Origin of the sequence: Roseburia sp. AF02-12, assembly GCF_003461765.1 — a bacterium.
Classification (GTDB): Bacteria; Bacillota; Clostridia; order Lachnospirales; family Lachnospiraceae; genus Roseburia_C; species Roseburia_C amylophila.
In genome coordinates, this window is the sequence record NZ_QTXS01000001.1 from 677,257 (window position 1) to 699,952 (window position 22,696).

General features: G+C 43.6%; 39 protein-coding genes and 1 pseudogene. 8 read left to right on the forward strand and 32 right to left on the reverse strand.

Annotated elements, in window-relative coordinates; all coding sequences use genetic code 11:
• Positions 1–28: 28 nt before the first annotated feature.
• Positions 29–256, forward strand: a complete 228-nt coding sequence (locus DV740_RS03245; protein WP_022243866.1) for a hypothetical protein — start codon at positions 29–31, stop codon at positions 254–256.
• A gap of 150 nt (positions 257–406) precedes the next feature.
• On the opposite strand, the gene DV740_RS14915 is transcribed toward DV740_RS03245, so the two are convergent.
• Complete coding sequence (locus DV740_RS14915) at positions 407–547, reverse strand: hypothetical protein (protein WP_197420807.1); 141 nt, start codon at positions 545–547, stop codon at positions 407–409.
• Between the two features lie 112 nt (positions 548–659).
• Between DV740_RS14915 and DV740_RS03250 the strand changes: the two genes are divergently transcribed.
• Positions 660–989, forward strand: a complete 330-nt coding sequence (locus tag DV740_RS03250; protein WP_117841084.1) for a hypothetical protein — start codon at positions 660–662, stop codon at positions 987–989.
• Between the two features lie 64 nt (positions 990–1,053).
• Positions 1,054–1,344 (forward strand): hypothetical protein, encoded by a 291-nt coding sequence (locus DV740_RS03255; RefSeq protein WP_117698642.1) that lies wholly within the window; start codon positions 1,054–1,056, stop codon positions 1,342–1,344.
• Between the two features lie 151 nt (positions 1,345–1,495).
• On the opposite strand, the pseudogene DV740_RS15330 reads toward DV740_RS03255, so the two are convergent.
• The 14 genes and pseudogenes from DV740_RS15330 to DV740_RS03325 all read right to left on the reverse strand — a co-directional run.
• Positions 1,496–1,639, reverse strand: a pseudogene (locus DV740_RS15330) (tyrosine-type recombinase/integrase); the annotation flags it as partial.
• A gap of 132 nt (positions 1,640–1,771) precedes the next feature.
• Positions 1,772–2,230 carry a YaiI/YqxD family protein gene (locus DV740_RS03265; RefSeq protein WP_015514506.1) on the reverse strand — a complete coding sequence of 153 codons (459 nt, stop codon included), beginning with the start codon at positions 2,228–2,230 and terminating at the stop codon, positions 1,772–1,774.
• Positions 2,231–2,253: 23 nt separating this feature from the next.
• Positions 2,254–2,838: an SOS response-associated peptidase gene (locus DV740_RS03270; RefSeq protein ID WP_012744277.1), complete on the reverse strand. Its 585-nt coding sequence runs from the start codon at positions 2,836–2,838 to the stop codon at positions 2,254–2,256.
• 42 nt (positions 2,839–2,880) lie between these two features.
• Positions 2,881–3,483: a hypothetical protein gene (locus DV740_RS03275; RefSeq protein ID WP_015514507.1), complete on the reverse strand. Its 603-nt coding sequence runs from the start codon at positions 3,481–3,483 to the stop codon at positions 2,881–2,883.
• 441 nt (positions 3,484–3,924) lie between these two features.
• The gene (locus DV740_RS03280; protein WP_012744279.1) at positions 3,925–4,383 is read right to left on the reverse strand and encodes a winged helix-turn-helix domain-containing protein; all 459 of its coding nucleotides are present in this window, start codon (positions 4,381–4,383) and stop codon (positions 3,925–3,927) included.
• A gap of 5 nt (positions 4,384–4,388) precedes the next feature.
• On the reverse strand, positions 4,389–5,345 hold the full coding sequence (locus DV740_RS03285) for a D-alanyl-D-alanine carboxypeptidase family protein (RefSeq protein ID WP_012744280.1): 957 nt from the start codon (positions 5,343–5,345) through the stop codon (positions 4,389–4,391).
• A 43-nt stretch (positions 5,346–5,388) separates the two neighbouring features.
• Positions 5,389–5,892 (reverse strand): hypothetical protein, encoded by a 504-nt coding sequence (locus DV740_RS03290; RefSeq protein ID WP_015514509.1) that lies wholly within the window; start codon positions 5,890–5,892, stop codon positions 5,389–5,391.
• Positions 5,893–5,919: 27 nt separating this feature from the next.
• Complete coding sequence (locus tag DV740_RS03295; RefSeq protein ID WP_117456454.1) at positions 5,920–7,104, reverse strand: ABC transporter permease; 1,185 nt, start codon at positions 7,102–7,104, stop codon at positions 5,920–5,922.
• Positions 7,094–7,261 (reverse strand): hypothetical protein, encoded by a 168-nt coding sequence (locus DV740_RS03300; protein WP_242994203.1) that lies wholly within the window; start codon positions 7,259–7,261, stop codon positions 7,094–7,096. Before DV740_RS03300 ends, DV740_RS03295 begins: the two co-directional genes overlap by 11 nt.
• Before the next feature lie 107 nt (positions 7,262–7,368).
• Positions 7,369–7,551 (reverse strand): hypothetical protein, encoded by a 183-nt coding sequence (locus DV740_RS03305; protein WP_117469266.1) that lies wholly within the window; start codon positions 7,549–7,551, stop codon positions 7,369–7,371.
• 50 nt (positions 7,552–7,601) lie between these two features.
• Positions 7,602–7,895 carry a hypothetical protein gene (locus DV740_RS03310; RefSeq protein WP_117469265.1) on the reverse strand — a complete coding sequence of 98 codons (294 nt, stop codon included), beginning with the start codon at positions 7,893–7,895 and terminating at the stop codon, positions 7,602–7,604.
• 254 nt (positions 7,896–8,149) lie between these two features.
• Positions 8,150–8,425, reverse strand: coding sequence for a hypothetical protein (locus DV740_RS03315; protein ID WP_117469264.1), 276 nt, complete (start codon positions 8,423–8,425; stop codon positions 8,150–8,152).
• A complete protein-coding gene (locus DV740_RS03320) occupies positions 8,415–8,600 on the reverse strand; it encodes a hypothetical protein (protein ID WP_118087463.1) in 186 nt (61 codons plus the stop codon). The genes DV740_RS03315 and DV740_RS03320 overlap by 11 nt, the downstream gene beginning before the upstream one ends.
• Positions 8,585–8,827 carry a hypothetical protein gene (locus DV740_RS03325; RefSeq protein ID WP_117469263.1) on the reverse strand — a complete coding sequence of 81 codons (243 nt, stop codon included), beginning with the start codon at positions 8,825–8,827 and terminating at the stop codon, positions 8,585–8,587. Before DV740_RS03325 ends, DV740_RS03320 begins: the two co-directional genes overlap by 16 nt.
• A gap of 175 nt (positions 8,828–9,002) precedes the next feature.
• Here DV740_RS03325 and DV740_RS03330 point away from each other — a divergent pair, with 175 nt between their 5' ends.
• The 5 genes from DV740_RS03330 to DV740_RS03350 all read left to right on the forward strand — a co-directional run bounded on the left by DV740_RS03330 (position 9,003) and on the right by DV740_RS03350 (position 10,615).
• Complete coding sequence (locus DV740_RS03330) at positions 9,003–9,299, forward strand: hypothetical protein (protein ID WP_117469262.1); 297 nt, start codon at positions 9,003–9,005, stop codon at positions 9,297–9,299.
• Between the two features lie 50 nt (positions 9,300–9,349).
• A complete protein-coding gene (locus DV740_RS03335) occupies positions 9,350–9,583 on the forward strand; it encodes a hypothetical protein (RefSeq protein ID WP_117469261.1) in 234 nt (77 codons plus the stop codon).
• Between the two features lie 138 nt (positions 9,584–9,721).
• Positions 9,722–9,946, forward strand: a complete 225-nt coding sequence (locus tag DV740_RS03340; RefSeq protein ID WP_117469260.1) for a hypothetical protein — start codon at positions 9,722–9,724, stop codon at positions 9,944–9,946.
• Positions 9,947–9,970: 24 nt separating this feature from the next.
• Positions 9,971–10,255: a hypothetical protein gene (locus tag DV740_RS03345; RefSeq protein ID WP_118087464.1), complete on the forward strand. Its 285-nt coding sequence runs from the start codon at positions 9,971–9,973 to the stop codon at positions 10,253–10,255.
• Between the two features lie 48 nt (positions 10,256–10,303).
• Positions 10,304–10,615 carry a hypothetical protein gene (locus DV740_RS03350; RefSeq protein ID WP_147325208.1) on the forward strand — a complete coding sequence of 104 codons (312 nt, stop codon included), beginning with the start codon at positions 10,304–10,306 and terminating at the stop codon, positions 10,613–10,615.
• A 103-nt stretch (positions 10,616–10,718) separates the two neighbouring features.
• On the opposite strand, the gene DV740_RS03355 is transcribed toward DV740_RS03350, so the two are convergent.
• The 17 genes from DV740_RS03355 to DV740_RS03435 form a co-directional block, all read right to left on the reverse strand.
• Positions 10,719–11,303, reverse strand: coding sequence for a phage holin, LLH family (locus tag DV740_RS03355; RefSeq protein WP_117469257.1), 585 nt, complete (start codon positions 11,301–11,303; stop codon positions 10,719–10,721).
• Positions 11,304–11,321: 18 nt separating this feature from the next.
• Complete coding sequence (locus DV740_RS03360; protein WP_158561498.1) at positions 11,322–12,734, reverse strand: phage tail tip lysozyme; 1,413 nt, start codon at positions 12,732–12,734, stop codon at positions 11,322–11,324.
• Positions 12,735–12,753: 19 nt separating this feature from the next.
• Complete coding sequence (locus tag DV740_RS03365) at positions 12,754–13,137, reverse strand: hypothetical protein (RefSeq protein ID WP_069431176.1); 384 nt, start codon at positions 13,135–13,137, stop codon at positions 12,754–12,756.
• 18 nt (positions 13,138–13,155) lie between these two features.
• The gene (locus DV740_RS03370; RefSeq protein WP_117469256.1) at positions 13,156–13,605 is read right to left on the reverse strand and encodes a hypothetical protein; all 450 of its coding nucleotides are present in this window, start codon (positions 13,603–13,605) and stop codon (positions 13,156–13,158) included.
• Positions 13,583–14,797 carry a reverse transcriptase/maturase family protein gene (locus DV740_RS03375; RefSeq protein WP_117469255.1) on the reverse strand — a complete coding sequence of 405 codons (1,215 nt, stop codon included), beginning with the start codon at positions 14,795–14,797 and terminating at the stop codon, positions 13,583–13,585. Before DV740_RS03375 ends, DV740_RS03370 begins: the two co-directional genes overlap by 23 nt.
• 441 nt (positions 14,798–15,238) lie before the next feature.
• Positions 15,239–15,685 (reverse strand): four helix bundle protein, encoded by a 447-nt coding sequence (locus DV740_RS03380; RefSeq protein ID WP_081338262.1) that lies wholly within the window; start codon positions 15,683–15,685, stop codon positions 15,239–15,241.
• A gap of 82 nt (positions 15,686–15,767) precedes the next feature.
• Positions 15,768–16,820 (reverse strand): hypothetical protein, encoded by a 1,053-nt coding sequence (locus tag DV740_RS03385; protein ID WP_118087465.1) that lies wholly within the window; start codon positions 16,818–16,820, stop codon positions 15,768–15,770.
• Between the two features lie 6 nt (positions 16,821–16,826).
• A complete protein-coding gene (locus tag DV740_RS03390; protein WP_117469253.1) occupies positions 16,827–17,180 on the reverse strand; it encodes a hypothetical protein in 354 nt (117 codons plus the stop codon).
• On the reverse strand, positions 17,170–17,352 hold the full coding sequence (locus DV740_RS03395) for a hypothetical protein (RefSeq protein WP_055285858.1): 183 nt from the start codon (positions 17,350–17,352) through the stop codon (positions 17,170–17,172). The genes DV740_RS03390 and DV740_RS03395 overlap by 11 nt, the downstream gene beginning before the upstream one ends.
• Positions 17,352–17,846: a hypothetical protein gene (locus tag DV740_RS03400; RefSeq protein WP_055285860.1), complete on the reverse strand. Its 495-nt coding sequence runs from the start codon at positions 17,844–17,846 to the stop codon at positions 17,352–17,354. Before DV740_RS03400 ends, DV740_RS03395 begins: the two co-directional genes overlap by 1 nt.
• Positions 17,847–17,849: 3 nt before the next feature.
• Entirely contained in the window at positions 17,850–18,161 is a 312-nt protein-coding gene (locus DV740_RS03405; RefSeq protein WP_069431172.1) for a hypothetical protein, read from the reverse strand.
• 15 nt (positions 18,162–18,176) lie between these two features.
• Positions 18,177–19,178 carry a phage tail protein I gene (locus DV740_RS03410; protein ID WP_158561500.1) on the reverse strand — a complete coding sequence of 334 codons (1,002 nt, stop codon included), beginning with the start codon at positions 19,176–19,178 and terminating at the stop codon, positions 18,177–18,179.
• Positions 19,171–20,313 carry a baseplate assembly protein gene (locus tag DV740_RS03415; protein ID WP_117469251.1) on the reverse strand — a complete coding sequence of 381 codons (1,143 nt, stop codon included), beginning with the start codon at positions 20,311–20,313 and terminating at the stop codon, positions 19,171–19,173. Before DV740_RS03415 ends, DV740_RS03410 begins: the two co-directional genes overlap by 8 nt.
• Positions 20,306–20,635, reverse strand: a complete 330-nt coding sequence (locus DV740_RS03420) for a hypothetical protein (RefSeq protein WP_055285869.1) — start codon at positions 20,633–20,635, stop codon at positions 20,306–20,308. The genes DV740_RS03415 and DV740_RS03420 overlap by 8 nt, the downstream gene beginning before the upstream one ends.
• Positions 20,636–20,641: 6 nt before the next feature.
• Positions 20,642–21,043: a phage tail protein gene (locus tag DV740_RS03425; RefSeq protein WP_117469250.1), complete on the reverse strand. Its 402-nt coding sequence runs from the start codon at positions 21,041–21,043 to the stop codon at positions 20,642–20,644.
• 3 nt (positions 21,044–21,046) lie between these two features.
• Complete coding sequence (locus DV740_RS03430; RefSeq protein ID WP_117469249.1) at positions 21,047–21,397, reverse strand: hypothetical protein; 351 nt, start codon at positions 21,395–21,397, stop codon at positions 21,047–21,049.
• Positions 21,397–22,695 (reverse strand): LysM peptidoglycan-binding domain-containing protein, encoded by a 1,299-nt coding sequence (locus DV740_RS03435; RefSeq protein ID WP_117469248.1) that lies wholly within the window; start codon positions 22,693–22,695, stop codon positions 21,397–21,399. Before DV740_RS03435 ends, DV740_RS03430 begins: the two co-directional genes overlap by 1 nt.
• Between the last annotated feature and the right edge of the window lies 1 nt (position 22,696).

The following is a 22,696-nucleotide window of genomic DNA, read 5'->3' on the forward strand; positions in this document are numbered from 1 at the left end:
TGTAAGATAAATTTTGGAGGATTTGAAAATGAGTGATTTAGCTGCTACTGGCTGCGGATGTGGATGTAACGAAGGAAATAACTGCTGTTCTTTAATCTGGATTATCCTGTTGCTCTCCTGCTGCGGCAACAATGGATTTGGAGGATGTGGCAATGGATGCGGCAACGACAGCTGTATCTGGATTATTTTACTGTTGCTCTTCTGCGGCGGCTGTGGTGACAGCTTCGGATTTAACAACAACGGTTGTGGATGCTAATTCATCTGCAAAGCGGGGGCCTCTCAACGAGGTCCCTTTTTCACTTTACAGGAAATCGCTTTCCTGTAAAGTGAAAAATGCTTCGCGAGGATGCGCACTGCGACGTATAAGGTAGATGTCGCAAGCGACCGCCGCAGGCACAAGAATGTGTCAAGACACATTCTTTGTTCTGTCATATCTTTGACCGCCTTTTTCCGGTGCGGTCAGTTTCTTCTTTTCCGTTTCTTTTTTCTTCATACATTCTTCATCTATTTCATATACTTCATTTCCGTCAATGATTAATTTTCCCATGCTGGCATCAAATCCTTTCCTGTTTCTATAAAAAGGTTCTACATTTTATTATATGCGTCAAAGTTATATTTTCCGCTGTTCCATCATAATTTAAAAGAAAAAGGATTATTTTATGGATTCTGAGTATAAACCAACCTTCTTTGACTCGCAGTTACAAAACCACCAGTTACAGATTATGAAAACCATGATTCCATATCTTTCCGCCGGTCAGCAGCGTCCCTTTGCGCTTCTCATCAAATATATGGAACTACAAAAAACAGCCCAGCTTTTTTCCAATGACACGCTTACGATTCAGGAAGTCAGCAGCCATTCTCCCCAGGAGCGGATGTTTCAGATGCTTACCGATATCAGCGAACAGTGTACACCCGGCGAGAAAGAAAATATTGAAAACTTTTTAAATATGTATCAGATGCTGTCTGCTTATGATACCCTGTTTTCCTGATTTCATCACTTTATCATTTGTTATTTTATGGTTCCCTGTCAACTTGTTAAGAACGGAGGATTTTATGAATTTAGACTTTTTGAAAGGCAATCCTGCCTTAAATGATATTTCACCGGAAAAGCTGCAGTTTCTTATGGATTTTGCTTCTAATAATACTGATACAAAGGATGCCAAATCCATGGCTTCCACGGTCATGAACGCCGCCAATAATGCCAAACAAAACGGTATGACATTTTCGAATACTGAAACAACTTTATTAATTGAATTATTAAAGCAGAATATGTCCGAAGCAGAACGTGTAAAAGCAGATAAAATGCTGCAGATGATGCAGATGTTACAGAAAAAGAAAAAATAGTCTCTTATAACGCAAGCGAGGATATGCAAAATGCACATCCTCGTTTTTTGAAATATTTATTTCTGAACAATATTTATATCTACTTGAGAATGTTGGTTTTACGCTGTTTTTCGCTATTTATCTTCTGATTTACTCTATTTTTACTCCAAATTTAAGCCAATATTTTCAGTTCAGCTACTTCTTCTTTTTTCTTCTCTTCTGAAACGTGAGTGTATAAATCGGTTGTCATTGCCAATATTGAGTGACCTAAGAGTTTCTGCACTACCTGTTGGTCTACTCCATTTTCATAACACCTTGTAGCGTATGTATTCGCTGATTCTCAAGATAAAACTTCAAGTGCATTTTGTATGTTTTATCTGCTATTGCACTCTTCTGTTTTTGTTTTAAGTCTTTATAGCTTCTGTCGTTCCTCTGCATCTACAATTCCTCATCTGCCTTCTTTCTCCCGTGCCATCAAAAGCATTTTTTCAAAAGACTGAGCGAATCTTTCATCATCTTCCTCCGTCCGCTTCTTCGGTCCCTTGACATGACATTTACGGGAACTTCTTCTGGCTTTTTTACTCAGGTGACGTTCCATTAGCATCTGATCAATATTATCATCCGTGTACCATTTACCTGATTGATGAATAGCATAAGCACCTTTTCCCAATGCCATTGCAGCCACACCATAGTCCTGTGATACGACAATATCTCCTTTATGGCAGATACTAATCAGTTTATAATCTACTGCATCTGCTCCTGCACCGACAACAACAACTTTACTATAAGTCGATGACAGAACATGGTTTGTATCACACAACAACATTACCGGAACACTATTATCTTTTGCAATCTTTTCAATGATCGCAACCACTGGGCAGGCATCTGCATCAACAAATATTTGCATCTTTCTATTTCTCCTCTGAACCATTATAAGAATAAGCTCTGCTGTTCGTATTCTGCCTCTCGTTTTAGCTGAACCGGTACCTGATGCAGAATTTGCTCCATTTTCCTGTCATCGAACCAATCTTTCAGCTGTCCTTTTTCCAATATCAGCGGCATACGATCATGTACTTTTATCATAGATTCATTGGCTGCTGTAGTCATAATCACAAATCGTCGTTCATTCTCAAACCAATCACAGAAGCCAGCCATATACAATACTGGTGCATCATATCTGGAAAATGTATTTTTCTCTTTTAACCGATTCCATTCATAGAACCCACTTGCCGGTATCAAAATGCGGTGATAGAGGATTCCATTTCGAAAAGAAGGTTTGTCCATAACAGATTCTGCTCTTGCATTTATAACCAGATTCTTTCCTTGTGACAATGGATATCCCCACTTGCAAACATCCAGTTTCAATCCATGTTCTGATTTTTCAATGATCGGTGCTACATTGGTTGGAAAGATATCTCCTGCAAAATGTTCCTGCCGGATCCGTTGGTCTATATCATGCACTACTTTTTCGATTTCATCTGCCATATCAGAATCAATATAATATCTACCACACATAATACTTCCTTCACTTATAGATTCTATTTCATCAAATATACATCATTTATTTCTAGGCACTTTAAACTCAGTTAATCTATAATTTTGAATCCACCCCATACATTCTTCACCATCTTCATTCTCCCAAATTATCTGTCGCCACTTTTTATATTTATCTATAATTCTAACAACTTTCCCTTCCTCAAGCTTTTCAATTACAATCGAATGGCAGTCATGCTTCAGTCGTACAATAGATTCTCTATTAACGATTCTATATTTAGTCGTATTTAGCTCCTTCGCATCATATCCCATTCCAACGATGTAATAATTATTGACTTGTTGTGTATAATTGTAATTATTTATCGTTGTTGCTGAAGAATTCGTAACTCCCAAAACAACTGATATAATCGTAATAATAAAGTTCAGCCATTCTCGTATTTCTTTAACATCTATCGTTCGTTTTTCTTCTATTGGCAAATTCTGCTTCTCTTTATTTATCGAAAGATTCGTTGCTCTTTCATATTCCGATGCAATAGTTTCTGACACCGTATCAATATCCCATTCTTCGGATTCTGAGAAAACTTGATCGGTAACTCTTCCCAATAAATTTATATGAGGCTTCTGGCATAATGGTGGAAGCCTAACACCATAAATTAACAACACCATATTGAAAAAACACTTGTGTCCTTTAATGTATTAACTGCGAAGAAAAACACAAAAGGAGTATTCACAAGTGGCTTCAGTTAATACATTATGCAAAAGTGTCCTTAATGTCAAGAACACAGTTATAAAAAATTGTAATCTTTACTCTGATAAGAATGGAGTTAAACATATTCGTATCCAAGCAAGACCTAATAAATGGCACGAGAACGACTGCCCATTCTGCCATAAATCATGCCCTGTTTATGATAAACATTCCAGTAGTATAATGCCGAGATATTACGAAGATAACTCGTAGAAAATGCAAAGTCCAGTCGCAAGTTTAGACACGATATTGCTCTTAACAGTCGTATAAAATCAACATTTGCAGGGATTTATCAAATTCCGACATACCGTCTTAGAAAATGAATAATCCCTCGCAATTCATTATGAACTACGAGGGACTGCTTACTGACTGTTAAAGCGGTAGCCGATCTCACGAACACTATCTATGGAAAAGTGAGAGTTTGTATCACAAAGTTTTTTACGAAGATTCCGAATGTGAAAGCCTACGGTATCCTTTTCATTGCCTGCTGATATTTCGCCCCACACCTTATCATAAATCTGCTCGTATGTAAGAACACGACCTTTATTGGCTGCGAGCAAGCAGAGTATATCGTACTCTTTGACGGTCAGTTCAATTTCCTGACCGTTATTGATAACTCTGCGCCGGCTCAAATTGATTTCTAAGCCGGAAAGGGATAATGTCGGCTCATATGAAATCTCTAATTTTTCAAAATCAGGGTGCTGTTTTACAAAAGCCAGCATATCGTCAAAGGCTGTTGAGTCTTGTGCTTTGAACTCCATTATTACGATTCGTCCGATATTATCACCCCCCTTGGTTAGTTTTTTTGTCTTGGACAACATAAGATTTATTGCGTGAGATAATACGATTCATCAATCGTTTTCAGAATAAAATTCACATCGTCATAACGAGAGGAATCGGACTGAGAGCCTAAACTGCATATCAAAAACTCTTTTCCGTGCTGCTGATAAAGCACAATCAAGTTATAGTCGTCAGACAGAGAGCCAGTCTTAATTCCGCATACATTTTCGTTGTAATATTCGGATGTCGGATCAAGGAAGGCGTTTGTATTCTGCCATATTTGTGTACTGCCATCAGGCAGTGTTGCCGTATAAGTGTTTTGAGATACAATTTCTCTAAACCACGAGTATTCCAACAACCGATATACTACTTCTTTCAAATCTAAAGTGGTGGTAAGTGCCTCCATATCAAAACCACTCGGATCATATAAAACTGTGTCTAAGTACCCCTGCTGTTGCAAATGCAGGTTTAAGTTCTCCATGAAAATCCTCACACGCTCTTGACAGCTTTCTGCTTGCGGCGAAAGTAATCCTCCACAATAATCAGCAACCACATAAGCTGCGTCATTCCCTGACGGTACTAACATTGCCGCAAATAGATTGTGTAAAAAGTATTCTTTTTCCTTGATTTGAGCAACAGACGAGCCAGGTTTCGTGAGTGAAATAGCACCATAGTCTGCAACAACGATACTATCAAGGTCTGCTAAAGTTGACGCATACTCAATAACAAACAGCTTGGCTAAACTTGCAGGAATTTGTGGCTCGTTCTCGTTTTTTGAAACAAATATTTCATCATCAGAACAATCCACCAAAATCAGCGATTTTGCATTATAAGAGTCAGGAAAATCTTCTTTGTAGAGAAAACCATTTATTTTATTCTTTACCTCTCTGAAATTTTCCGGCTGCATTGCCCACGGCACAAACATTATACCTATGCCGATACAAACTACAAGCAAAAACAAAAATACTCCAAATCGTTTTTTCTTACGGCGTTTTCTCTGCATATATGTGCTCACCTCCCAACACCAAAACTCCTATGTGCCATTTTTAATCGGCATAATTTGCCTGAATACACTCTGTAAATCCAGACGGATCTCCCAACTTAGCTTTATCAATATTATCACGAAGATATTTGCGTGTGGCGTCATCACAGCGATCTGTTCCCATATAAGGCATATCAAAGGCTTTTTCGAGTTCAGCTAAGGCTTTTGCCGCCCTTTCCGAATCCGTATTGTAAGTATCAAGCCATTCCTGCATCCAAGAATATTCCCAAAGGTTAGATGCTCTTGTATCGCCATATCCTATCTGAAAAGACGCTCCCGTATCTTCGCCTTCCAAAGCATCAGGCGGCGTAAAGCCCTCCGGCCAATTCAAACTCTCAATGGTCGTTAGGTATTCTTCTTCAATGGTAGCAAAGTCCGTGAAACCTCTTGTGTTTGTGTCGGAGTCCGAAGAAGTGGAGCAGCCTGCCAGCATAATCACCAGCAAAGAAATCATAACACACAATAACAGTCTGTACGGTCTTTCGGATTTTGAGATTGTTCGTTTCATTTTGTTTCCTCCTTGAATTGAGTTTTATTATCTAAGAGCCAATGCAGGCTCTAATTTTGCTGCTTTCAATGCTGGTAATAATCCGCCCAATAATGCTGTAAGCACAGACACAGCAACTGCAACAACAGCAACGCTGATTGGATAACTCGGTGTTCCCACCGGGGAATCCACAGGGAGCAACGCTCCAATACAATGCACCAAAATCAGCGAAATCAAAATAGCTGCAAAGCAAACGAATATTGATAAAATCAACTGTGAGCCTAAAACCAATGCCACAATATTTGTTCGTGAAGCACCTATCGCTCTGCGGATCAGCAACTCATGTGTGCGCTGTTCCAATGAAGATAGTCCGATATTGATCTGCCCTAATACGGAAACAAACAGCAACAAAAGCGAAGTAACCAAAAGCCCTAATTGCAGTATGGACAATACCGAATCATAGGTATCTCCAATATCACTCCGCCCAGCACTTTCCCAGTAACCGCCAATGGTATCAGTCAAAATGTCGCCAAGGGCAGAATGTATCTGTTCGATTGTCAGTCCTGTTGTGGGATGCCAATACACATTTGCATTTTGTACTTGCCACATTGCTGGTGCGAAATTGAGGATCGCCGCAGAATCCGCATAGATAGTCGGAAAATCCCTGCCATCGTTTACTACTCCGACAATATTGAATGGGGTTAACGAAAGTGTGCTTTTTACATTTCCTGCAGCATAGGGCGAATCATTAAAATAGTTTTTAGCTTCTTTGTTTATGACCACTTCAAGCGATCCGCCCTCACTCGAAGGCTCTAACCATCTACCGGATGTCATTGGAAGATTATAGACTTGACTATATGCCTCCGTGGTGCAAACTAAATCAAAAGCCATCAGGTTTTGGTAAACATCATTCGGCGGTATTGGCGTTAAATCTTTCATTGGTGCAAATCGAATATCTTCTCCCATAGAAAAAGTAACAGCGGCTACATCATCAATGGCTTCAAATCTCTGGAATAATTGTTCCATTTTATTTCTATCGTGAAAATCGGATTCCGTTATCACGAATGAGTAAGTAGGTGACCAGCCATATACCTGTGCGTTTACGGAAATCAAATACTCCCGTCCAAGCGTACCAACTAATACCGATCCAAGCATTGCGATAATGCCTACAAGCATTGAAACACTTGTCAGAATACTTCTAAGTGGAGACAGACGAAGGTCTTTAAGTATCATTTTTAGCACAAGTTATCCTCCCTCCATCCATTTCAAAAATCGTATCACAGGTATCTGCAATATCAGGATCGTGCGTAACCAACAGCAGCATAATTCCATTTTCTTTTACGACGCTGTGCAACAGTTCCATAATCTGCGTTCCCGTCTTTTTATCCAACGCTCCCGTGGGCTGTGTTAAGTTAGTACAAATATAAAAAGGCTACACACTGACTGTGTACCCCTCTGCAACGAACCCCAGCAAGCCTGCTGCCTGCCGGGGTTTTGTTATTCTCCCATATTGTCTGGCACGTCTTCTTCCGTGACCGTTCTTTCTCTTGCAATCAGCTTCAACGGCAAAAACGGACATTTTCTGTATGTTTCGTACTTGTCACCCTCTCTGCACATGAAGCAATTTGACCGCACGCAGTTTTTATTTGCAAATTCTGCCGCCGCTTCTTTGTTTATCATTCAATGCCCCATTCCTCCCGGCAAGCCTACCACCTGCCGGGAATGTCTTTTTACATTCTGCCTACAAATTCCAGTGTCTTTGTCTGGCGGTCAGCATAGAACAGCTTTTCTGCTGTTGCTGCTTCTGTGAAGCCGTCCTGCTGTAAAGTGTTCGTGTTAATCTGCGTGTCATACTGTGTAATCACAATCTTGCTTTTTGTTCCCTCTGTAATTCTCCACGCTGTCACTACGTTCTTGCCGCCTGCGAACAGGTTTCTAAATTCTTCCTCTGAAAAACCCTGCTTAAATTCTGTGAACGCTGCTGCCTTGATTTTGTTTAATGCTTTCTTTGTCATTTCTGCCATTTTGATTTCCTCCGTATTGAATTTTTTGTGTTAAGCACTATTGCTTTAACTGCCTTTATTATATACTTACGGAAGTATATTGTCAATAGTTTTTTAATTATTTTCCATTTATTGTCATTCTAACAGTTTTATTGCACTTCCTGCATTTCTGTATTGGTCTTGTTTTCACCTCTCCAAACGGTTTGCAGTACCCCGTTTTGCATACCGGGCATACATAGTAATTATGAATTATGCAGCACCGCTTTTCTTCCACGCTACTTCCTCCCCAGTTCTGAATTTATAATGTCAATCACATTATTATACATGAGGTCCATTCCATTTCTGAAATGCTTTTCTTCTTTGTATAGTCCACACCCTTTTAAATCTGTGTAGGCGTTTTCAACCTGTCTTTTCACGTTTTCCAGTGTTCCCGGCTTCCATTCTTCGTCCAGCACCTCTGCTCCTGCTGCCATTGCCGCTTCTCTGGCTTCTTTCTTCTGCTCCTCCAATGTCTTTGGTGGTTTCATAATATCTTTCATTCTATATTCCATAGACTATTCCCCCTTTCTGTTGTGTCTTCCTTGTGTAGTGGTGGCAATGGTGGCACGGTGCTTCTGCGTCATTGTAATATAAGCACTTTTCGTCTGTATAATATATACATTCCGAACCGTCCCAGCCATGCAGAAAGCCCTCTTCAAATTCCTGTTCTTTTACTCTTTCTGCCACGTTAATTCCTCCCCGGTGTCCCGCTGGTACTTCTCTTTTACCGCTTCTACAACATAGTTATTCTGTGAGGAATAGCCCTGCTGCTTTGCAATCTCTTTTATGCGTGCTTTCATTCCTTTTGGCACTGCAAGTTCCATGCGGTCATAATTGCTGTCACGGTATTTATTTTTTGCTGCCGTTGCTGCTGGTCCTCTGGGTATGGTCTTCTTTTCTGTTATATCTGGCATTTTCTGCACCTCCTATGGTTTTTAATCAGTATATCACACTTTGTTTTCTTACGGAAGTATACATTTTATACAATCTTACGGAAGTATATTTGTATATTTTGCCGATTGCTTTTATACTTCCGTAAGTATATAATAAAGACAGTTAAGGAAATCAAACACACGGAGGTTAAACGATATGGGAAAAATCATTTACATGGAAGATAGAATAAATGGGCTGCACTGCTACACCCCAGAAATGGGGCAGCGTAAGCCAGAAGTTAAGATGGAAGCCAGCCTTTCATATTATGGCAAACATTATTTTGTTGATACCCCGTTTGAATTAAAAGGCAGGGGCATTACAGAAATTGAAGCCCACTGGATTGATGGTTGCCAGAAGAAAATTGAAAACTGGCGCAGCTACCGGGTCACAAAGGCGGCTTTTGAAAAATTAAAAGCGCAATATCCAATTTCAATGGAATGTTGCCTTGACTAATAACTGCACGGGCGGCGCTGCTGCCGCCCAGAAAGAAAAGGTGAAATAATATGGCAAAATCTTATAACAGACGCTTTAGAAAGAATGGGCTTTCATTCATGGTGCAGGACACGCACCCGGCAGACCGTAAAACTGATACCGATAAATATTATCTGACAGTCAACCAGAATGGCATATACAAAATTGTGTACGATAATATCACATGGGAAATTCCAAAGTTCCCAACTATCCACGCTGCGCAGTTTTGGGCGCTGACCAGTTCTGATTTTATCGGCACCATGTAAAATGCTTTTATCTTACGGAAGTATACATATTATACAATTATACTTCCGTAAGTTTGTGCATTGTGTCTATTGTTTTTATACATCCGTAAGTATATAATAAAGACAGTTAAGGAAATACAGAACACGGAGGGCAAAGCAATGACAGTAAAACTTCGAGGAATATATAACAAGCAGGAAGCAAAGGCAGTAAAAGAATTAAAGACCGGGGACGTTATCATGTGGAACTACGGATATACAAGCACCGTGGTTGACCTTATCCCAAGCAAGACCGGGAAGACAATCACTTGTCTTCTGAAAAGCAATCAAGATGGTGTTGTCCGTGAAAGAAAAATGGGTGCAGAAAGACTGGTTGCTATTGCATAGCAGTCAGAAAGAAAGGTGGAATGAATGATGGAAGCAAAAATGATGATAGCTGGAAGTTTTGATGAATTTGTGGAAAAGATAACGCAGGCAGAACGCAAAGCGCTTAACACTCCTTTTGGGCAGGAAATAACAGAAAAGCTGCTGGCAATGAAGCTGGCAGAAAATCCGAACATGACGCAGGAAGAATGGCAGGACACAAAAAGCCAGTTTTTAACTTTCCTTTTTGCAATGTTCGTGAAAGAAACGCCAGAAGCTATGGCGGAACTTGCACAGCACTGCTGGGACGAACTGCAAGCCAAGGAAGCATAATACTACACGGGCGGCATTGCTGCCGCCCGGAAAGAATGGTGAATGACTATGAAAACAGATATTGTTATTTGCAGCAAGTGCAATGGTTCTGGCAAATTCATTTATAAATCCGGCATGACTGGTCCTTGCTACCAGTGCAACGGCAAAGGTTCTGTGAAGCGCATTGCTCACAAATCCTTTGCAATATCCATTATGAACAACGATGGCGTCCGCATTGATTGGCTGCATATAAGCGCCAGAAGCCAAAATGAAGCCGTCAGAAAAGCCCGTGCGACTGCCGCCCGTGGCTGCTATAAAGACCAGTTGGACACAATCACTGCAACTGAAAGCGGGATTGAGTACACATATAAAACAATATAACGCCGTATTTGCCCCGTAAACGTAAAAAGACCGCAGGTGGTGTATTTCTCCACTTGCGGTCTTTTTCTCTTATTCTGGCTTATTCTGCAAAGCGTCAGCGGTATTATTTAAGGTCTGCCAGTGTGTTTCCCTCTTCATCAACAATCTTCGTGACTTCTGCCGCCATCTTCTCTGCTTCTTCCTTTGTCACGCTTCCGGTAATGTTCCCGACTGCGTCGTAAAGGTTCACTGTTCCGTCTGCGTTGGTTTCCGTGGCGCCCTCCGGCACATTGTCCGTGGCAATAGCCACTTTCTCTGTGGTTGTCACTGGCGCCGTGGTGTTAATCACTACCGTTGCAGCTGGTGTGGCTGTGAGTGCTTCCAGCGGTTCTGCTGTGCTTTCTTTTTCTCCGGCTTTCATGGCATTGTATGCCGTCTGCGCAATGGCTTTCAGCTGGTCTTCTGTCACATTCAGCCCGGCTTCATCAGCAATCTTCTTCAACTGCTCCACAACTGCTGCCATCTTCTCTTCTCCGGTCTTGTCCTTTTTGAACTCTTTTGCCCATTCCACAAACTTTGCTGCCCACTCTGACAGTTCACCCAGCTTGTCTGTGACTGTCTTCGGAATGTTTGGGAAAACGTACTTGCCAAGCAGGAACGCCCCCAGTGTTACGGCAAAATATACAGCTGCATAAATAACTTCATTCATGGTTTTTCCTCCCGTTGATTATGCAGGCAGCTTCAATGTCTGCCCAGCGTAAATAGTGTTACTTGAAAGACCGTTCATGGTCTTAATCTCATTGTATCTGGAACCGTCGCCCAGCTGCTTTGCAGCAATAGCCCAAAGGCTGTCACCAGCTTCCACGGTGTATGTACGCACGCCACTTCCCGGAATTTTGATTTTCTGCCCAACGCTAATGACGTTAGGGTTTGCAATACCGTTGTAGCTTGCTAACTTCTGGTATGTAGTGCCATACTTTGCAGCAATGCCAGAAAGTGTGTCACCTCTCTGCACTGTGTATACCTCTTCACCGCTTGCAGGCTGCGCAGGTGTTGCAGGCTTTGCAGGTTCGCTGCTGGTTGCTTTCTTTGCAAAATCCGGCACGCCATAACCTCTGATGTAGCGCCCGTTGACTTCCAGCGTTCTTCTTCCAACGGCATTGGACTTGTTGCCCTCAATAACTGTGATAGTGTTACCGTTGCAGCTTTCTACAATGCCCACATGTTCTGCGCTGCCTGTGCAGTCACCAACGCCGTTGTCGTCCCAGTCATAATAGATATAGTCGCCCGGTTCCGGCACCTTTGCGTCATTCTCACACCAGCGCCCCATCTGCTGCCACAACTTAATCTGGCGGTTGCAGCTACATTCAGTAGGAATAATATCCGTGTAGCCTGCTTCAATGGCAATTTCACTGGCAAAGGTTGCGCACCATGCGTCCGTATAGGTCACTTTGTACCCCTGCGCAAGTGGCTTGTGTTCATTGTAGCGGTCAATGATTGCTTTATGCGCCGCTGTGCCCTCTCTGGCTCCCATGTGTGCTGCTGCTTTCGCAGCAAAGTTCTTTCTTACTTCTGATACGTTCATATTGCTTGTACCTCCATTCTTTTTATTGCTAACGGCTCCGGCTGCGTACTGGTTATAGTATTTCTGCCCATATCCTGCACGCTTTGTCTTTACCGTGTCGCTCTGGTCTGCCGGGCGCTCAAACTGTGTCAGCACTGCATTTGAAGCAGCAATGACGGTCTGTGCGCTCTTTAATACTGACAGTGTGGCTTTGTAGCCCTCTGTCAATTCTTTCATAAGGAACCCCAGCTGTGTTTCAAGGTCGCCAATAGACTTCCCGGCGGCTTTTGCATATTCCAGCAAAGCGGCTTTTCTGGTGTGGTATGTCCACTGCGCCAGCCCATAGCCTGCGCCGTCTCTTGCAAAGTTTCCATAGCTGCCGTTGTCCACGGCTGCTGTGTAGCTTGCGTCAGTGTGTCCCAGCTTCTTTTCATAGCTGTTCTGCAAGTTCTGCGTGTTCAGCCCGCTTTCTGCATATAAGTTCCCCATCAATCCGGCTGCCCCACAACTGGACAGCCCTTTTGATTTCAGAAAATTCCAAATCTTTTCTTGTGTTGTTTTTCCTATTAGTCCCATGTCTTATACCTCCCCGGCGCTACTGCGTCATACTTGAAAAGTCAGACAGTGTGCCGGACAACTCCGGGTATGCAGCTTTGATTTTCAGCAGGTTTTCTGCCTTTGCTTTCCAGCAATAGAACGCTACTGCGGCAGCAGTTACCCCGCCAACGAACGTCAAAAGGACTGATAACTGGTAAAAATCCTTTGTGACCACTACCCACACGCCCACGGCAAATGCTATGTAGTAAGTCGCCAGAATTGAAAAGATAATGATTTTTGTTGCGCTGGTCTTTCGCTCCGGGTGTTCCTGCAACTCTTCTTTTCTCTTCTTCCTGCGCTGTCTGAAATACTGTAAATTCCATAAAAAAAGCACTGCTAATGCCAGTGCAAATCCAATGATAAAAAATATTAAACTTTTCATATTGCTGTTTTGTACCTCCTATGGTTCTTCCGGCTTTGACAAAGCAAAATCATTTGTGCGCATACACTCTTTGTATATTTCCAGTATGTATTCATGCGCAACATCAACTTGCCCGTTTGTCAACTTGCGGTCTTTGATGTACTTGTCATACTTTGCCAGTATGTCAATGATATGGTCGAACTCTTCTTTTGTATGGCGTCTGTGATTTATGCAACTGCTTTGAAATTCCAGAATTTCCATACGCCAGCTGTCAACCTTGTGGTCTGTAAAGTCTTTTTGCAGCTGGTCCAGTTGTTCTTTCATGTCGTGGTTCATAAGATTTCCCAGCTGTTTAATCAACCAACGCACGGGCTGTACTTTAATTCCCGGCGTTATGTCAATAACAATCCCAATTCCCGCAAGCCATACAATAGCTTTCTGTACCATTTCCCAGACGTCCGCTGGGTTAAGCGTCTGTATTGCTTCCACTGTCCGTCACCTCCTTTTCTTCTGGCTGCTTGATATAATCATCAGCGCTACCGTAATATCCGCAGAATAGACCGCATTTGCTGGCTGGCTTCTTCTCCGGTTCTGGATATGGCTTGCCCATTTCCCGCAAGTACAGTTCGTTTAGGCTCTGGCGCATACCGTAACTGTTGAAGTGCTGCAATATGCCCCGGTATGAAGCAACGGACCTATCCAGTGTATCTTTGTCAATCTCTCCGGCGTGATATGCTGCAAACATATATTTCAATCTACGTTTCAGCTTCTTTGCCGTCTTCTTGCGCAATTTTACGTGTGTTGACCAAATACGGAAGCCCACAAACTCAATACCCATGCTGGTTGGTCTTATGCAGGTTTTCTTGTTAAGCTGTAAATGCAGCTTGTTTCCCAGAAAGTCCGCAATCTTATTCTTTATCTTTTCCAGATACTTTTTGTCTGGGTGTAAAATTATAATGTCGTCCATATAGCGTATGTAATAATGCAGGTGCAGTTTGTGTTTGCAGAACTGGTCAAGTTCGTTCAAATACAAATTCGCAAACATTTGTGAAGTCAGATTGCCAATAGGCAGCCCAACTTCTCCCAGCAATTCATCAAACGCCACGTCGCCAATGTCGGCACCCAGCGGCAGACCAAAGTTTGTGTCTTCGCAGTTTATTATTACTGACAAGACGTGCAACAAATCTTCATCAGCAATCTTCTTCCGCAAAATGTCCATCAATACTTCATGGTCTATTCTGTAAAAATACTTTGCAATATCCAGTTTCAAATAATAGAAACGCTGCGGTTTCCGGTCAGTCTGTTTCAACCAATCATGCAGGCGGTTGACTGCTTTGTGTGTTCCCCTGCCTACTCTGCAAGCGTAGCTGTCAGAAATGAACTGCTTTTCAAAATATGGATTCAGCTGGCTATATATAGCGTGCTGCGCCACACGGTCTTTGAATGTTAGTGACATAATCATGCGCTTTTTCGGCTCATAAACATAAAATATGTTGTAGCGTCCCACGGTGTATGTCTGCCAGATAAATTCATTCTGTAATTCAATCAGATTTTCTTCTAACTTATCCGTGTACGCCATTACATCTGGTCTGTACCGTTTGCACTTTATCCCGGCTTTGTACGCATTGAAAAGATTTTCAAAGTCGTAAATCATAGGGAAAATGTTTTTGATTTTGTGCAATTTCTTTTCCCTCCTGTTGTTAAAATCTGCCGTACAAATCAAATTGCGGTTCTTCCGCAACTCAAACGTGATATATACATTCAGCGCCAGTCTTCCCGGCTCTGACTTTCAGCCCTGCGGCTTACTAACTATCTTTACGGCTATTCAATCTTTTTCCTACGGCTCCCGGCTGGCAGCCTTTGGAATGGAAATAAACCCCTTTAACCCAGACGCACTGGACGTGTCCACTTGTGGGCACGACTGCTGGCAGAAATGGGGTGAAGCGGAACGCAAGGACACATTGTTGTTGACGTTAGAACGGGCGTTGTTCAAGTTCAGCGCACCAGCACCACCGTTGGAAGTGTTGTTGAAACTCGAACCCCGGATAGGCACGGCAAGTCCTCTATTAACGGCTTATTCCCATAATATAAAAAGCAGGTGTTACCCTGCCTTTTACCAGTCTTATTTTGCAGCACTCCCATTCCCGGAAGTGCTGCCGTTCAGTGATTTATAATAGCCGCCCACCATGCAGCCTATTTCATTGATATATCTTGCCATCATTTCATATTTCTTCATTGGCAGACACGGTTTGCCGCTACGTGTGTATTTTGTACTCGCCGCAAGTCTTATCAAATGCCGCAGCACATCAACTTTCGTGTCCAGTTCTCCAAGTGTCGTTTTCTTATAGTGCTTGTTTTCAAGCATTATGACCAATTCCAAAATATCCAGCATGGTTCCGTCTATCTTCTGTGCAAGCCCTCTTTTTGCTCTGGGAAATTCTTCAAGCTGTGGTCCTGCATATTCCAGCATTTCCCACACTTTATTTTTCATTTTGAAGTCTTCCTGTGTGGCGTTATCTCGCACATTGTCCAGCTGCGGCGGTCTTTCTTCTGTTGTGTTTTCCGGCATTTCTTAAACCACCTTTATTGTATTTTTGTAGTATGGGGCTTACTGCCGTAAGCCCCGCAGTTTATCAGTTCCCAGTTTCCAGTTATTCATATAAAGCGGAACGCAAGGACACACTGCCGCTGACGTACGAACGGGCGTTGCTCAAGTTCAGCGCACCAGCACCACCGTCGGAAGTGTTGCCGAAACTCGAACCCCGGACAGGCAGTCTTTCGCCGTTATTTCTTGCCCAAAATCTACCCGGCGTCGTCTGTCCTGTGTCTGGATATAAGCCCGACGCAATCAAAATTTGCGGAATGGTTACGCCGCTTACTGCCTTTGTGTCTTTGAATGGCACGCTTGTGTCATTGCTGTCTGTTGTCTGTGTTGTGACACTTGTGTTGATACGCAGCGTTGCGTCACTCGCACTGGTTCTGTCAATCTTCAAAGTGCCAACCGTTCCCGGTGCAACAAGTGTGCCGTCCGGCTTAATTGCTTTCCACTCTGTACTATTTGCGCCCATGTTGCAGTCAGACTTCATGGCGTTTCCGTATGGGATAATCTGAATTTCACCATCAACAATGCGCATACCAGATACCCACTCCCAGCAGTTGCCGCAAAGGTCAGCAATTCCAGCCGGGCTTCCATCATGGTTCCATGTTACCGGACCGGAACCCGTTGCAGTTCTGCCGCCGCCATGTGAACCGTCAACGTATGTATTTACGCCCTTTTCATACGCTTTTTCATAGCTTCTATCCCAGTTTGTATTGCCCCGTGGTGTAAATCCATTCTTCATGCACCAAAGATTGATAGCGGCAAAAACGCCGTTCTGGTTAAGGTGCCAGCCCTCACCCTTTCTGCGGCACACTGCAAGTGCTGTGTCAAAGTCAATGTATGCTTTAGGGTCTTTCATTGGCAGTGAATATGCACGGTCATTGACTACCACGTTAATATACTTTGATACCCAGATAACTTCTTTTTCTACTCCGTCCACAATCCACCACGGCAATGTTTCCTGTGTTCCTCCGGTGATAATGTCGGAATACTTCATTTTTGGAATACCCACCATAATTGACGGCATACCCAAATCATCAAACTTTACTGCATTGTTGCCCCCAAAGGAAGCAACCGCCATTGCTAAATCATCAAAATTAGACATAATTCTTTATACCTCCAATCCCCAAAGAATAAGTGTGCAAAGTGACATATCAAACGGGATAGGCATTGGAACTTCTTTCGGTTCTCCGTTTTCGTCCTCTCCGTCTTCGATAACATCATAGCGTCTGGCAGGAATAACAATCTGCGCAGCGTACTTCTGCGCACGTCCTCCGGTGCCAATCACCACACCGTCTTCTTCGTCAATGCAAATGTCCAGTGACACTTCAAAATCTCTTTCACGGCTGGCAAGATTGATTGTTAATTCATCATCACCGAACGTGATTTTTTTACTGCCAGACAGTGCATATTCAATATGTGTGCCCGGTGTTTTTTCAACTACATTGATTTTATTAGTAGCCATAATACTTTCTACCTCCATTCTGGTTTCTTACTACTTCGCTGCTTCTTGCTGCGATAACCTCCGCTGCTTCTCTCTGGGCTGCTGTCCCGCTGCCCTGCACGCCAAAAGAACGCATTACAGCTTCTTCATGCTGTCTGCGTTCCTCTGTCTTAATAATCACACCTGCTGCCATTAGTAAAACCCGCCTTTCACATAAATTTTTACGGTCACGCTTTTTGCGCTTCCGGTGTGTGCCATCTTAAAACCATTCAGCAACTTGTCTGTAATAACAATGTCGCCCGGAAAACCGCCCGTGTAGTCCACAATTTCTGTTTCCACGGTGTAGTCCATGTGGTTTCTTTCAGTCTTCAGCGCAACTGACTGTGTAGAATTGTTGAACGGGTACTGCTGCGTATTCTTCAAAGTCACCGTTGCTGTTTCTCCCTGCAAGTCAGCTATTGCCTGCTGGTGGTGGATTGTGGAAAGTGCCATAAGTGCCGCCGTTTCTGTTGCATTGGAAATACCGTTTTCCATGTGGTTGAAGTTGGTTGCGTTCTGCGGTGTGCCCTGCTGAATGATTTCCCCCTCAACTGGCGTGTGCGTGATAGTTCCATCATCATTTCTGCTTTCCGTGTAGCGGTCTTCAAATTCTGTTACGTGGTCCTGCCACAACTTCTGTTCGTACATCTGTTACACCTCCTTTTCTGTAAAATCAAAAGTAAAGCGGTACAAAACGCCCTCTTGTACATTGTTAAGCGGAATATTTACCGCTTTGTCAGCCCACAATTTGTTGTTCTTGTTGTAAAGCTGCACCCTCTGCACTGTGGCTTTTCCACTTACCTGCGGGGTAATCTGTACATATACAGCAACCCTGCCGTCTTTCAGACGTTCCCGGCGGTGTATCACCTTTTTTTCAGAAACGCCGTTGACGGTTACTTTTGCATAGGCAATGATATTATCAATGAAATCTTTGAAATCATTGATTGCGTCTGTTGTCAACATGGCTTTTCACCTCCTTTATAGCTTCCTGTGGCTTCCGCACGGCTTGACGCCGTATGAAAACCCCATTGCCTGCGTGCTTGTCCCCACGGCGCCGCCCTGTGTCTGCTGCACCGTGCTTCTTTCCGGGACGGTTCCTGCTGCCGGGACTGTGAAGCGGTGTGCTTCCATTCTGTCACTTGCCAGGACTGTGGCACCGCTTGTCTGCCCTCTGGTGTTCCTCTGTGGCTGTTCTCCGGCTTTTATCCGTCCTGCTGGTGTATTTGTATAGCCAAACGTATTCAACGCCGTGTCTGCGTCGATATGCGCCGCCTGCTGTGAAAATACCGTGTTTCTGTATGGCTTCGTGCCTGCTGCTGGCGCTGTGAATATGAAGCCTGCTGCTTCTGTCCCCACAATATAGGTTGCAGCACCTATCCCGGCTTTTGTATTCCTCTGTGGGTATGTTCCGGCGTTAAGTCTTCCGGTCAGCGGTGTTTTGTATCTGAAATACTCCCCGTGGGTGTATATGACGCCGTGTATCTGCCCTTGATAGGTCAATTCGTCCATGTGTGCAGATAATCTTTTATACAGCTTCACTGCCCGGATAATAGCTGCATAGTCTGCCGTTATTCTCTGGTTAGTCACATCAAGCACAATATGAAAGTGTCCGGGTTCTCCCTCATACTGGAACCACTCTTCCACTTCACTTTCTGGAAATAAACTGCCCAGTGCTGTTTCAATGGCGTATTTTGTGCCCATCTTCTTATGAACCTTGACGCTGTTTTTCACTAAATCCCGCTTTGCTTCCAGTGGGTAATTGTAGTCGTACCAGTCAACGTGCAGGTCGTATGCCAGAATGTCCACCAGTTCTTCTGGCAGTTCGTCAAATCTGGAATATATCAGCACATTGTCAATTATCCCGGAAGTGTCCAGCAGTGCTGCTGCCGTGGCGTTTGCCAGTGCAACCATTTTGGGGTCTTTCTTTAGTGCTTCCGGCAAGCACTCTGAATAATCGGCATTGTAAATTGTTTTAGACATTTTCAATACCTCCATTCAGAACGCTTTTACTTCCCAGCTTTGCAACCTTTATATCATCAACAACCGTGAATACTGGCTTTCTGACTTCAACACGTTTCACGCCTGCTTCCATCAGCTTTGCTGTTAGGTATGACGGGTTAATATCCCGCCCCATTTTGCTTGTTTGCCATGTCACGTACTCTTCTACTGCCTGCGTTGCCGCTGCCGCAATAACTGTGGCGCTGGCTGCGTCTGGCTGTGGAATATAAAAAGTCACATCAATGTCAAATGCTACCGTTTCCGGTGCAGATACCGTCACTTTGTCTGTAAGTGGTCTAATGTCAGAAGCGTTCAAGGCGTCTTCAATCTCTTTCAGTACCCCGGACGTTGCCTGCTGTCCATTCTGCAAAAGCACCCGGACGTCTACAACGCAAGGTTCTGGGCTTGTCACTGCCACGTCTGCCACGGCTGGTGATACGCTCTTTGTCCAGTATATGTACCCGTTAATAGGACCCGCCGTGCTGAAACTCTCCATGCTCTCACGCATACGCTCATAATAACTGGCGTCGTCCTCTTCTTCTGCGCCGCCGCTGGTCGCCGTGATGTTCTCTGCTTTCTGGTAGTAGTCGTATAGGTCAACCAGTTCTTTGACCTGCCCCGCTGCCAGATTATTTCCGACGTCGCCCGCTGTGGTACAAATTCCCTCAACGTCCCCGTATGTCTGCCCGGCTTTTATTTCCAGATTTTCTTTTGTTTCAAATAAAATTGCACCATCAAAAGAAATTCTGGTGCCCGCAGGAATAATCACTGATTGTTTCTGTGCTTCTGAAATATAAAAACGGAACATTGCAGACGCCGGGCTTGCTGGCAGTCTTTCCAAGTCCTTGAATAATTCTGCCAAGCTGTCCAAGTATTCACCGTCTGCATAACGTGGCACGTTCTTTTTTGCTGTTTCATTGATAATGACACGCTGTTGCACAATGATATTTGCAACCCATGATATGAAAAGCCTTTCCGGTGACGCTGGGTACACTTTGTACCGTTCACGCCCCGGCACCTGCTGTACAAAGTTTTCATATAGTGCAATCAAGTTGCTTTCTATTGTTTCCGTGTCGGTTTCCACAAAGTCAATGTCTGGGTATTTTCTGTCACTCATTGTCTGTTTCCACCTCCTCCAAATAAATAATAGGTATTGTGCGCCCTGTGGCTGCGTCATGTTCAAATGTAATGTCTGCAACCTGCGCCCGTGGTTCAAATTCTTCTATCTGGTCGTACAGATAGCCCACCAGTATATTTTCAACTACTGGCTGCGGTCTTCCGTATAGGCTGCCGGGCAAACCAAAATCACGGAACATAGGGCAGGAACCCTGCACCGTGTCCAGAATAACCGCAATATTTTGTATGACTGCTTGATGGTCATTTGCTGGTGCAAGGTCAATTTCTGTCAATAGTGACCCGTCGCCCCTTATCACGTCCATGTTTCATCACCTCTTTGGATATTCTTTTAGTGTCACGTCTGCTGTCGCAGCCCAGCAGTTGCCTTTGTTGTCATAGCGTTTCAATGTGCTGCTAACGCCTGTTATTACCCACTTATAAGAACCGTATTTCTTGCCACCTAAAACCAGCGTTGAAACATTGCCCTTGTTGCACATTTTGTTCAATTTCTTAATTTCATTCAGTGGGTTTGTTCCATGAAATATACTGAACGCCATTTTGAAACTGATTGTTCCGGGTTCCGGTCCTAAAAACTCCAATACGTCACGCTTAATGTGTCTGTCGTGCGTCGCATACTTTGCAGACACTTTCCAGCTTAATTCGTCAAAGGTGCGCACGGTATTTTCTGAAACTGAAAAAACCAGACTTCCCAGACTTCCTATTTTTGCCATGCTCTACACCTCCCCAATTATGAAGCCGTCGCCGTCGCCGTCTGGAACCATTATGCAAAGCACCATATCGTTGACGCCCGGCGTCCACTCTGTCACAAATGCTTCATGGTTGTGACTTACTTCCTTTAACATTTGCCCGTTGTAGTCATATTTCAGTGTTGTTTTTGCTGTCTGTCCCTCTGCCCCGCTTTCCATTGCTGGCACAACGTACACGGGGCGTTTTATAATTCTTAAATCACCGGAAGTGATACCGCCTTTGTCCTTGAACTTCACACGGGCTGTCATTTTGCTGGCGTTCACACTCTGCACGGTGCCAAGCCGCACTATGTTTTTTAACTCTGTCATGTCTGCCATTAGTAGCCCTCCAATACCTGTTGTAATTCAATCTGTGTTGTATATCCTCCCGTCAATTTGTGGGTTGCTTTGGTAATCTTGTACTTTCTGTCGAACTTCTGGAAGCCTTTTAATTTGACTGTGGCACCTGCCACCAGCTGCACATCACCAAGCATTGTGAAACTTGCTGTAAACTGCTGTGTGTTCTTTTCACGTAGTCGTTTTTTTGCCAGTTCGTATGCTTCATTTGTGCTTCTGACCTTTTCGTTGACTTCAAGCGTTTGCCCGGTTCCCTCTGTGCTGTCTGCCGTGTATGTGCTTTCAATCGTTTCTTTGCTGTCCGGGTCCGTATATGAAACATGGCAGCTGGTGTATGCTGTATCATGCAGGCTGGTTCCCAGCTTGTATGAAATATAATCACCGCTGCCATATTTTATGGTTTTTATAGGTGGCTTGCTGTCATACTCTGCGGCGTCGTAGATAACCACATTCATTGTGGTTACTTTCAGTGCAAGCCCTGCCGCTTTGCATAATTTCTGTAAAAACACAATGTCTGACGTCTGCACCTGCTCTTTTCTTTTGTACTTCGGTATATTGTCCGCAATGTACATCAGTTTCAAGCTGCTTTCAGACGCTATCTGTTCTGCAATCACTTTCAAATTGGTGTTTTCCCACGCCTTTGATTTTCTTTCTACTCTCATTTTGGAAGTATAAGGAATTGACGTGCCCTTTAGTGTGATTTTGGTTGGCGGTCCGCTGGCGTCTACGCTGTCCAGTTCAAATGTCCCGCAGTCCAGCACGGCGTCTTTTCCGTTGTCGTGCCAGTTCTTCTGGACAATCGTTGCCGTTATCAGTTTAGGGTCAGACACTTTCTTTGTTGTTTCTTTCGTTTCTGTGACCGTCTGTGTTGCTGTACCTCCCGTTGTGATTTTGAAAACCTGCCCCGGATATATCAAGTTAGGGTTTTTTATATTGTTTTCAGAAGCAATCTGCGGGTATTTTGTGCCACTTCCCAGATACTTTTTAGCAATAGCCCAAAGCGTATCACCTTTTTTGACCACATAATTGACAACGCTTGCAGCTTCAACCTGCTTTTGCACCGTCGTTGTGGTCTTAATGAAAGTCGGCTTTACTTCCAGCCAGCTTCCCAGCCACTTTCTTTCTCTATCATCAAACGCAAGCTGCAAATCGTCTGCGTTGTCTTCGTCTTCGTCAGTGAAAGTAAGGCTGCTTAAATATTTATTTATATCTGCCGGGACTTTTACGTTTTGAAATTTCAACCGCAGTTCCACCCGGCGTGCCATGTCTTTTGCGCTCATT

What these genes read in the sequence shown, in the direction of transcription:
- DV740_RS03430 (WP_117469249.1), bottom strand. Translation starts at nt 21,397, where the DNA reads ATGGCAGACATGACAGAGTTAAAAAACATAGTGCGGCTTGGCACCGTG.
- DV740_RS03310 (WP_117469265.1), bottom strand. Translation starts at nt 7,895, where the DNA reads ATGGCAGAAATGACAAAGAAAGCATTAAACAAAATCAAGGCAGCAGCG.
- DV740_RS03270 (WP_012744277.1), bottom strand. Translation starts at nt 2,838, where the DNA reads ATGTGTGGTAGATATTATATTGATTCTGATATGGCAGATGAAATCGAA.
- DV740_RS03355 (WP_117469257.1), bottom strand. Translation starts at nt 11,303, where the DNA reads ATGAATGAAGTTATTTATGCAGCTGTATATTTTGCCGTAACACTGGGG.
- DV740_RS03345 (WP_118087464.1), top strand. Translation starts at nt 9,971, where the DNA reads ATGATGGAAGCAAAAATGATGATAGCTGGAAGTTTTGATGAATTTGTG.
- DV740_RS03425 (WP_117469250.1), bottom strand. Translation starts at nt 21,043, where the DNA reads ATGGCAAAAATAGGAAGTCTGGGAAGTCTGGTTTTTTCAGTTTCAGAA.
- DV740_RS03420 (WP_055285869.1), bottom strand. Translation starts at nt 20,635, where the DNA reads ATGGACGTGATAAGGGGCGACGGGTCACTATTGACAGAAATTGACCTT.
- DV740_RS03435 (WP_117469248.1), bottom strand. Translation starts at nt 22,695, where the DNA reads ATGAGCGCAAAAGACATGGCACGCCGGGTGGAACTGCGGTTGAAATTT.
- DV740_RS03325 (WP_117469263.1), bottom strand. Translation starts at nt 8,827, where the DNA reads ATGCCAGATATAACAGAAAAGAAGACCATACCCAGAGGACCAGCAGCA.
- DV740_RS03380 (WP_081338262.1), bottom strand. Translation starts at nt 15,685, where the DNA reads ATGCCGGAAAACACAACAGAAGAAAGACCGCCGCAGCTGGACAATGTG.
- DV740_RS03415 (WP_117469251.1), bottom strand. Translation starts at nt 20,313, where the DNA reads ATGAGTGACAGAAAATACCCAGACATTGACTTTGTGGAAACCGACACG.
- DV740_RS03245 (WP_022243866.1), top strand. Translation starts at nt 29, where the DNA reads ATGAGTGATTTAGCTGCTACTGGCTGCGGATGTGGATGTAACGAAGGA.
- DV740_RS03315 (WP_117469264.1), bottom strand. Translation starts at nt 8,425, where the DNA reads ATGGAATATAGAATGAAAGATATTATGAAACCACCAAAGACATTGGAG.
- DV740_RS03395 (WP_055285858.1), bottom strand. Translation starts at nt 17,352, where the DNA reads ATGGCAGCAGGTGTGATTATTAAGACAGAGGAACGCAGACAGCATGAA.
- DV740_RS03390 (WP_117469253.1), bottom strand. Translation starts at nt 17,180, where the DNA reads ATGGCTACTAATAAAATCAATGTAGTTGAAAAAACACCGGGCACACAT.
- DV740_RS03410 (WP_158561500.1), bottom strand. Translation starts at nt 19,178, where the DNA reads ATGTCTAAAACAATTTACAATGCCGATTATTCAGAGTGCTTGCCGGAA.
- DV740_RS03290 (WP_015514509.1), bottom strand. Translation starts at nt 5,892, where the DNA reads ATGAAACGAACAATCTCAAAATCCGAAAGACCGTACAGACTGTTATTG.
- DV740_RS03335 (WP_117469261.1), top strand. Translation starts at nt 9,350, where the DNA reads ATGGCAAAATCTTATAACAGACGCTTTAGAAAGAATGGGCTTTCATTC.
- DV740_RS03295 (WP_117456454.1), bottom strand. Translation starts at nt 7,104, where the DNA reads ATGATACTTAAAGACCTTCGTCTGTCTCCACTTAGAAGTATTCTGACA.
- DV740_RS03350 (WP_147325208.1), top strand. Translation starts at nt 10,304, where the DNA reads ATGAAAACAGATATTGTTATTTGCAGCAAGTGCAATGGTTCTGGCAAA.
- DV740_RS03360 (WP_158561498.1), bottom strand. Translation starts at nt 12,734, where the DNA reads ATGGGACTAATAGGAAAAACAACACAAGAAAAGATTTGGAATTTTCTG.
- DV740_RS03400 (WP_055285860.1), bottom strand. Translation starts at nt 17,846, where the DNA reads ATGTACGAACAGAAGTTGTGGCAGGACCACGTAACAGAATTTGAAGAC.
- DV740_RS03385 (WP_118087465.1), bottom strand. Translation starts at nt 16,820, where the DNA reads ATGTCTAATTTTGATGATTTAGCAATGGCGGTTGCTTCCTTTGGGGGC.
- DV740_RS03405 (WP_069431172.1), bottom strand. Translation starts at nt 18,161, where the DNA reads ATGTTGACAACAGACGCAATCAATGATTTCAAAGATTTCATTGATAAT.
- DV740_RS14915 (WP_197420807.1), bottom strand. Translation starts at nt 547, where the DNA reads ATGGGAAAATTAATCATTGACGGAAATGAAGTATATGAAATAGATGAA.
- DV740_RS03280 (WP_012744279.1), bottom strand. Translation starts at nt 4,383, where the DNA reads ATGTTGTCCAAGACAAAAAAACTAACCAAGGGGGGTGATAATATCGGA.
- DV740_RS03340 (WP_117469260.1), top strand. Translation starts at nt 9,722, where the DNA reads ATGACAGTAAAACTTCGAGGAATATATAACAAGCAGGAAGCAAAGGCA.
- DV740_RS03330 (WP_117469262.1), top strand. Translation starts at nt 9,003, where the DNA reads ATGGGAAAAATCATTTACATGGAAGATAGAATAAATGGGCTGCACTGC.
- DV740_RS03285 (WP_012744280.1), bottom strand. Translation starts at nt 5,345, where the DNA reads ATGCAGAGAAAACGCCGTAAGAAAAAACGATTTGGAGTATTTTTGTTT.
- DV740_RS03365 (WP_069431176.1), bottom strand. Translation starts at nt 13,137, where the DNA reads ATGAAAAGTTTAATATTTTTTATCATTGGATTTGCACTGGCATTAGCA.
- DV740_RS03255 (WP_117698642.1), top strand. Translation starts at nt 1,054, where the DNA reads ATGAATTTAGACTTTTTGAAAGGCAATCCTGCCTTAAATGATATTTCA.
- DV740_RS03250 (WP_117841084.1), top strand. Translation starts at nt 660, where the DNA reads ATGGATTCTGAGTATAAACCAACCTTCTTTGACTCGCAGTTACAAAAC.
- DV740_RS03305 (WP_117469266.1), bottom strand. Translation starts at nt 7,551, where the DNA reads ATGATAAACAAAGAAGCGGCGGCAGAATTTGCAAATAAAAACTGCGTG.
- DV740_RS03275 (WP_015514507.1), bottom strand. Translation starts at nt 3,483, where the DNA reads ATGGTGTTGTTAATTTATGGTGTTAGGCTTCCACCATTATGCCAGAAG.
- DV740_RS03265 (WP_015514506.1), bottom strand. Translation starts at nt 2,230, where the DNA reads ATGCAAATATTTGTTGATGCAGATGCCTGCCCAGTGGTTGCGATCATT.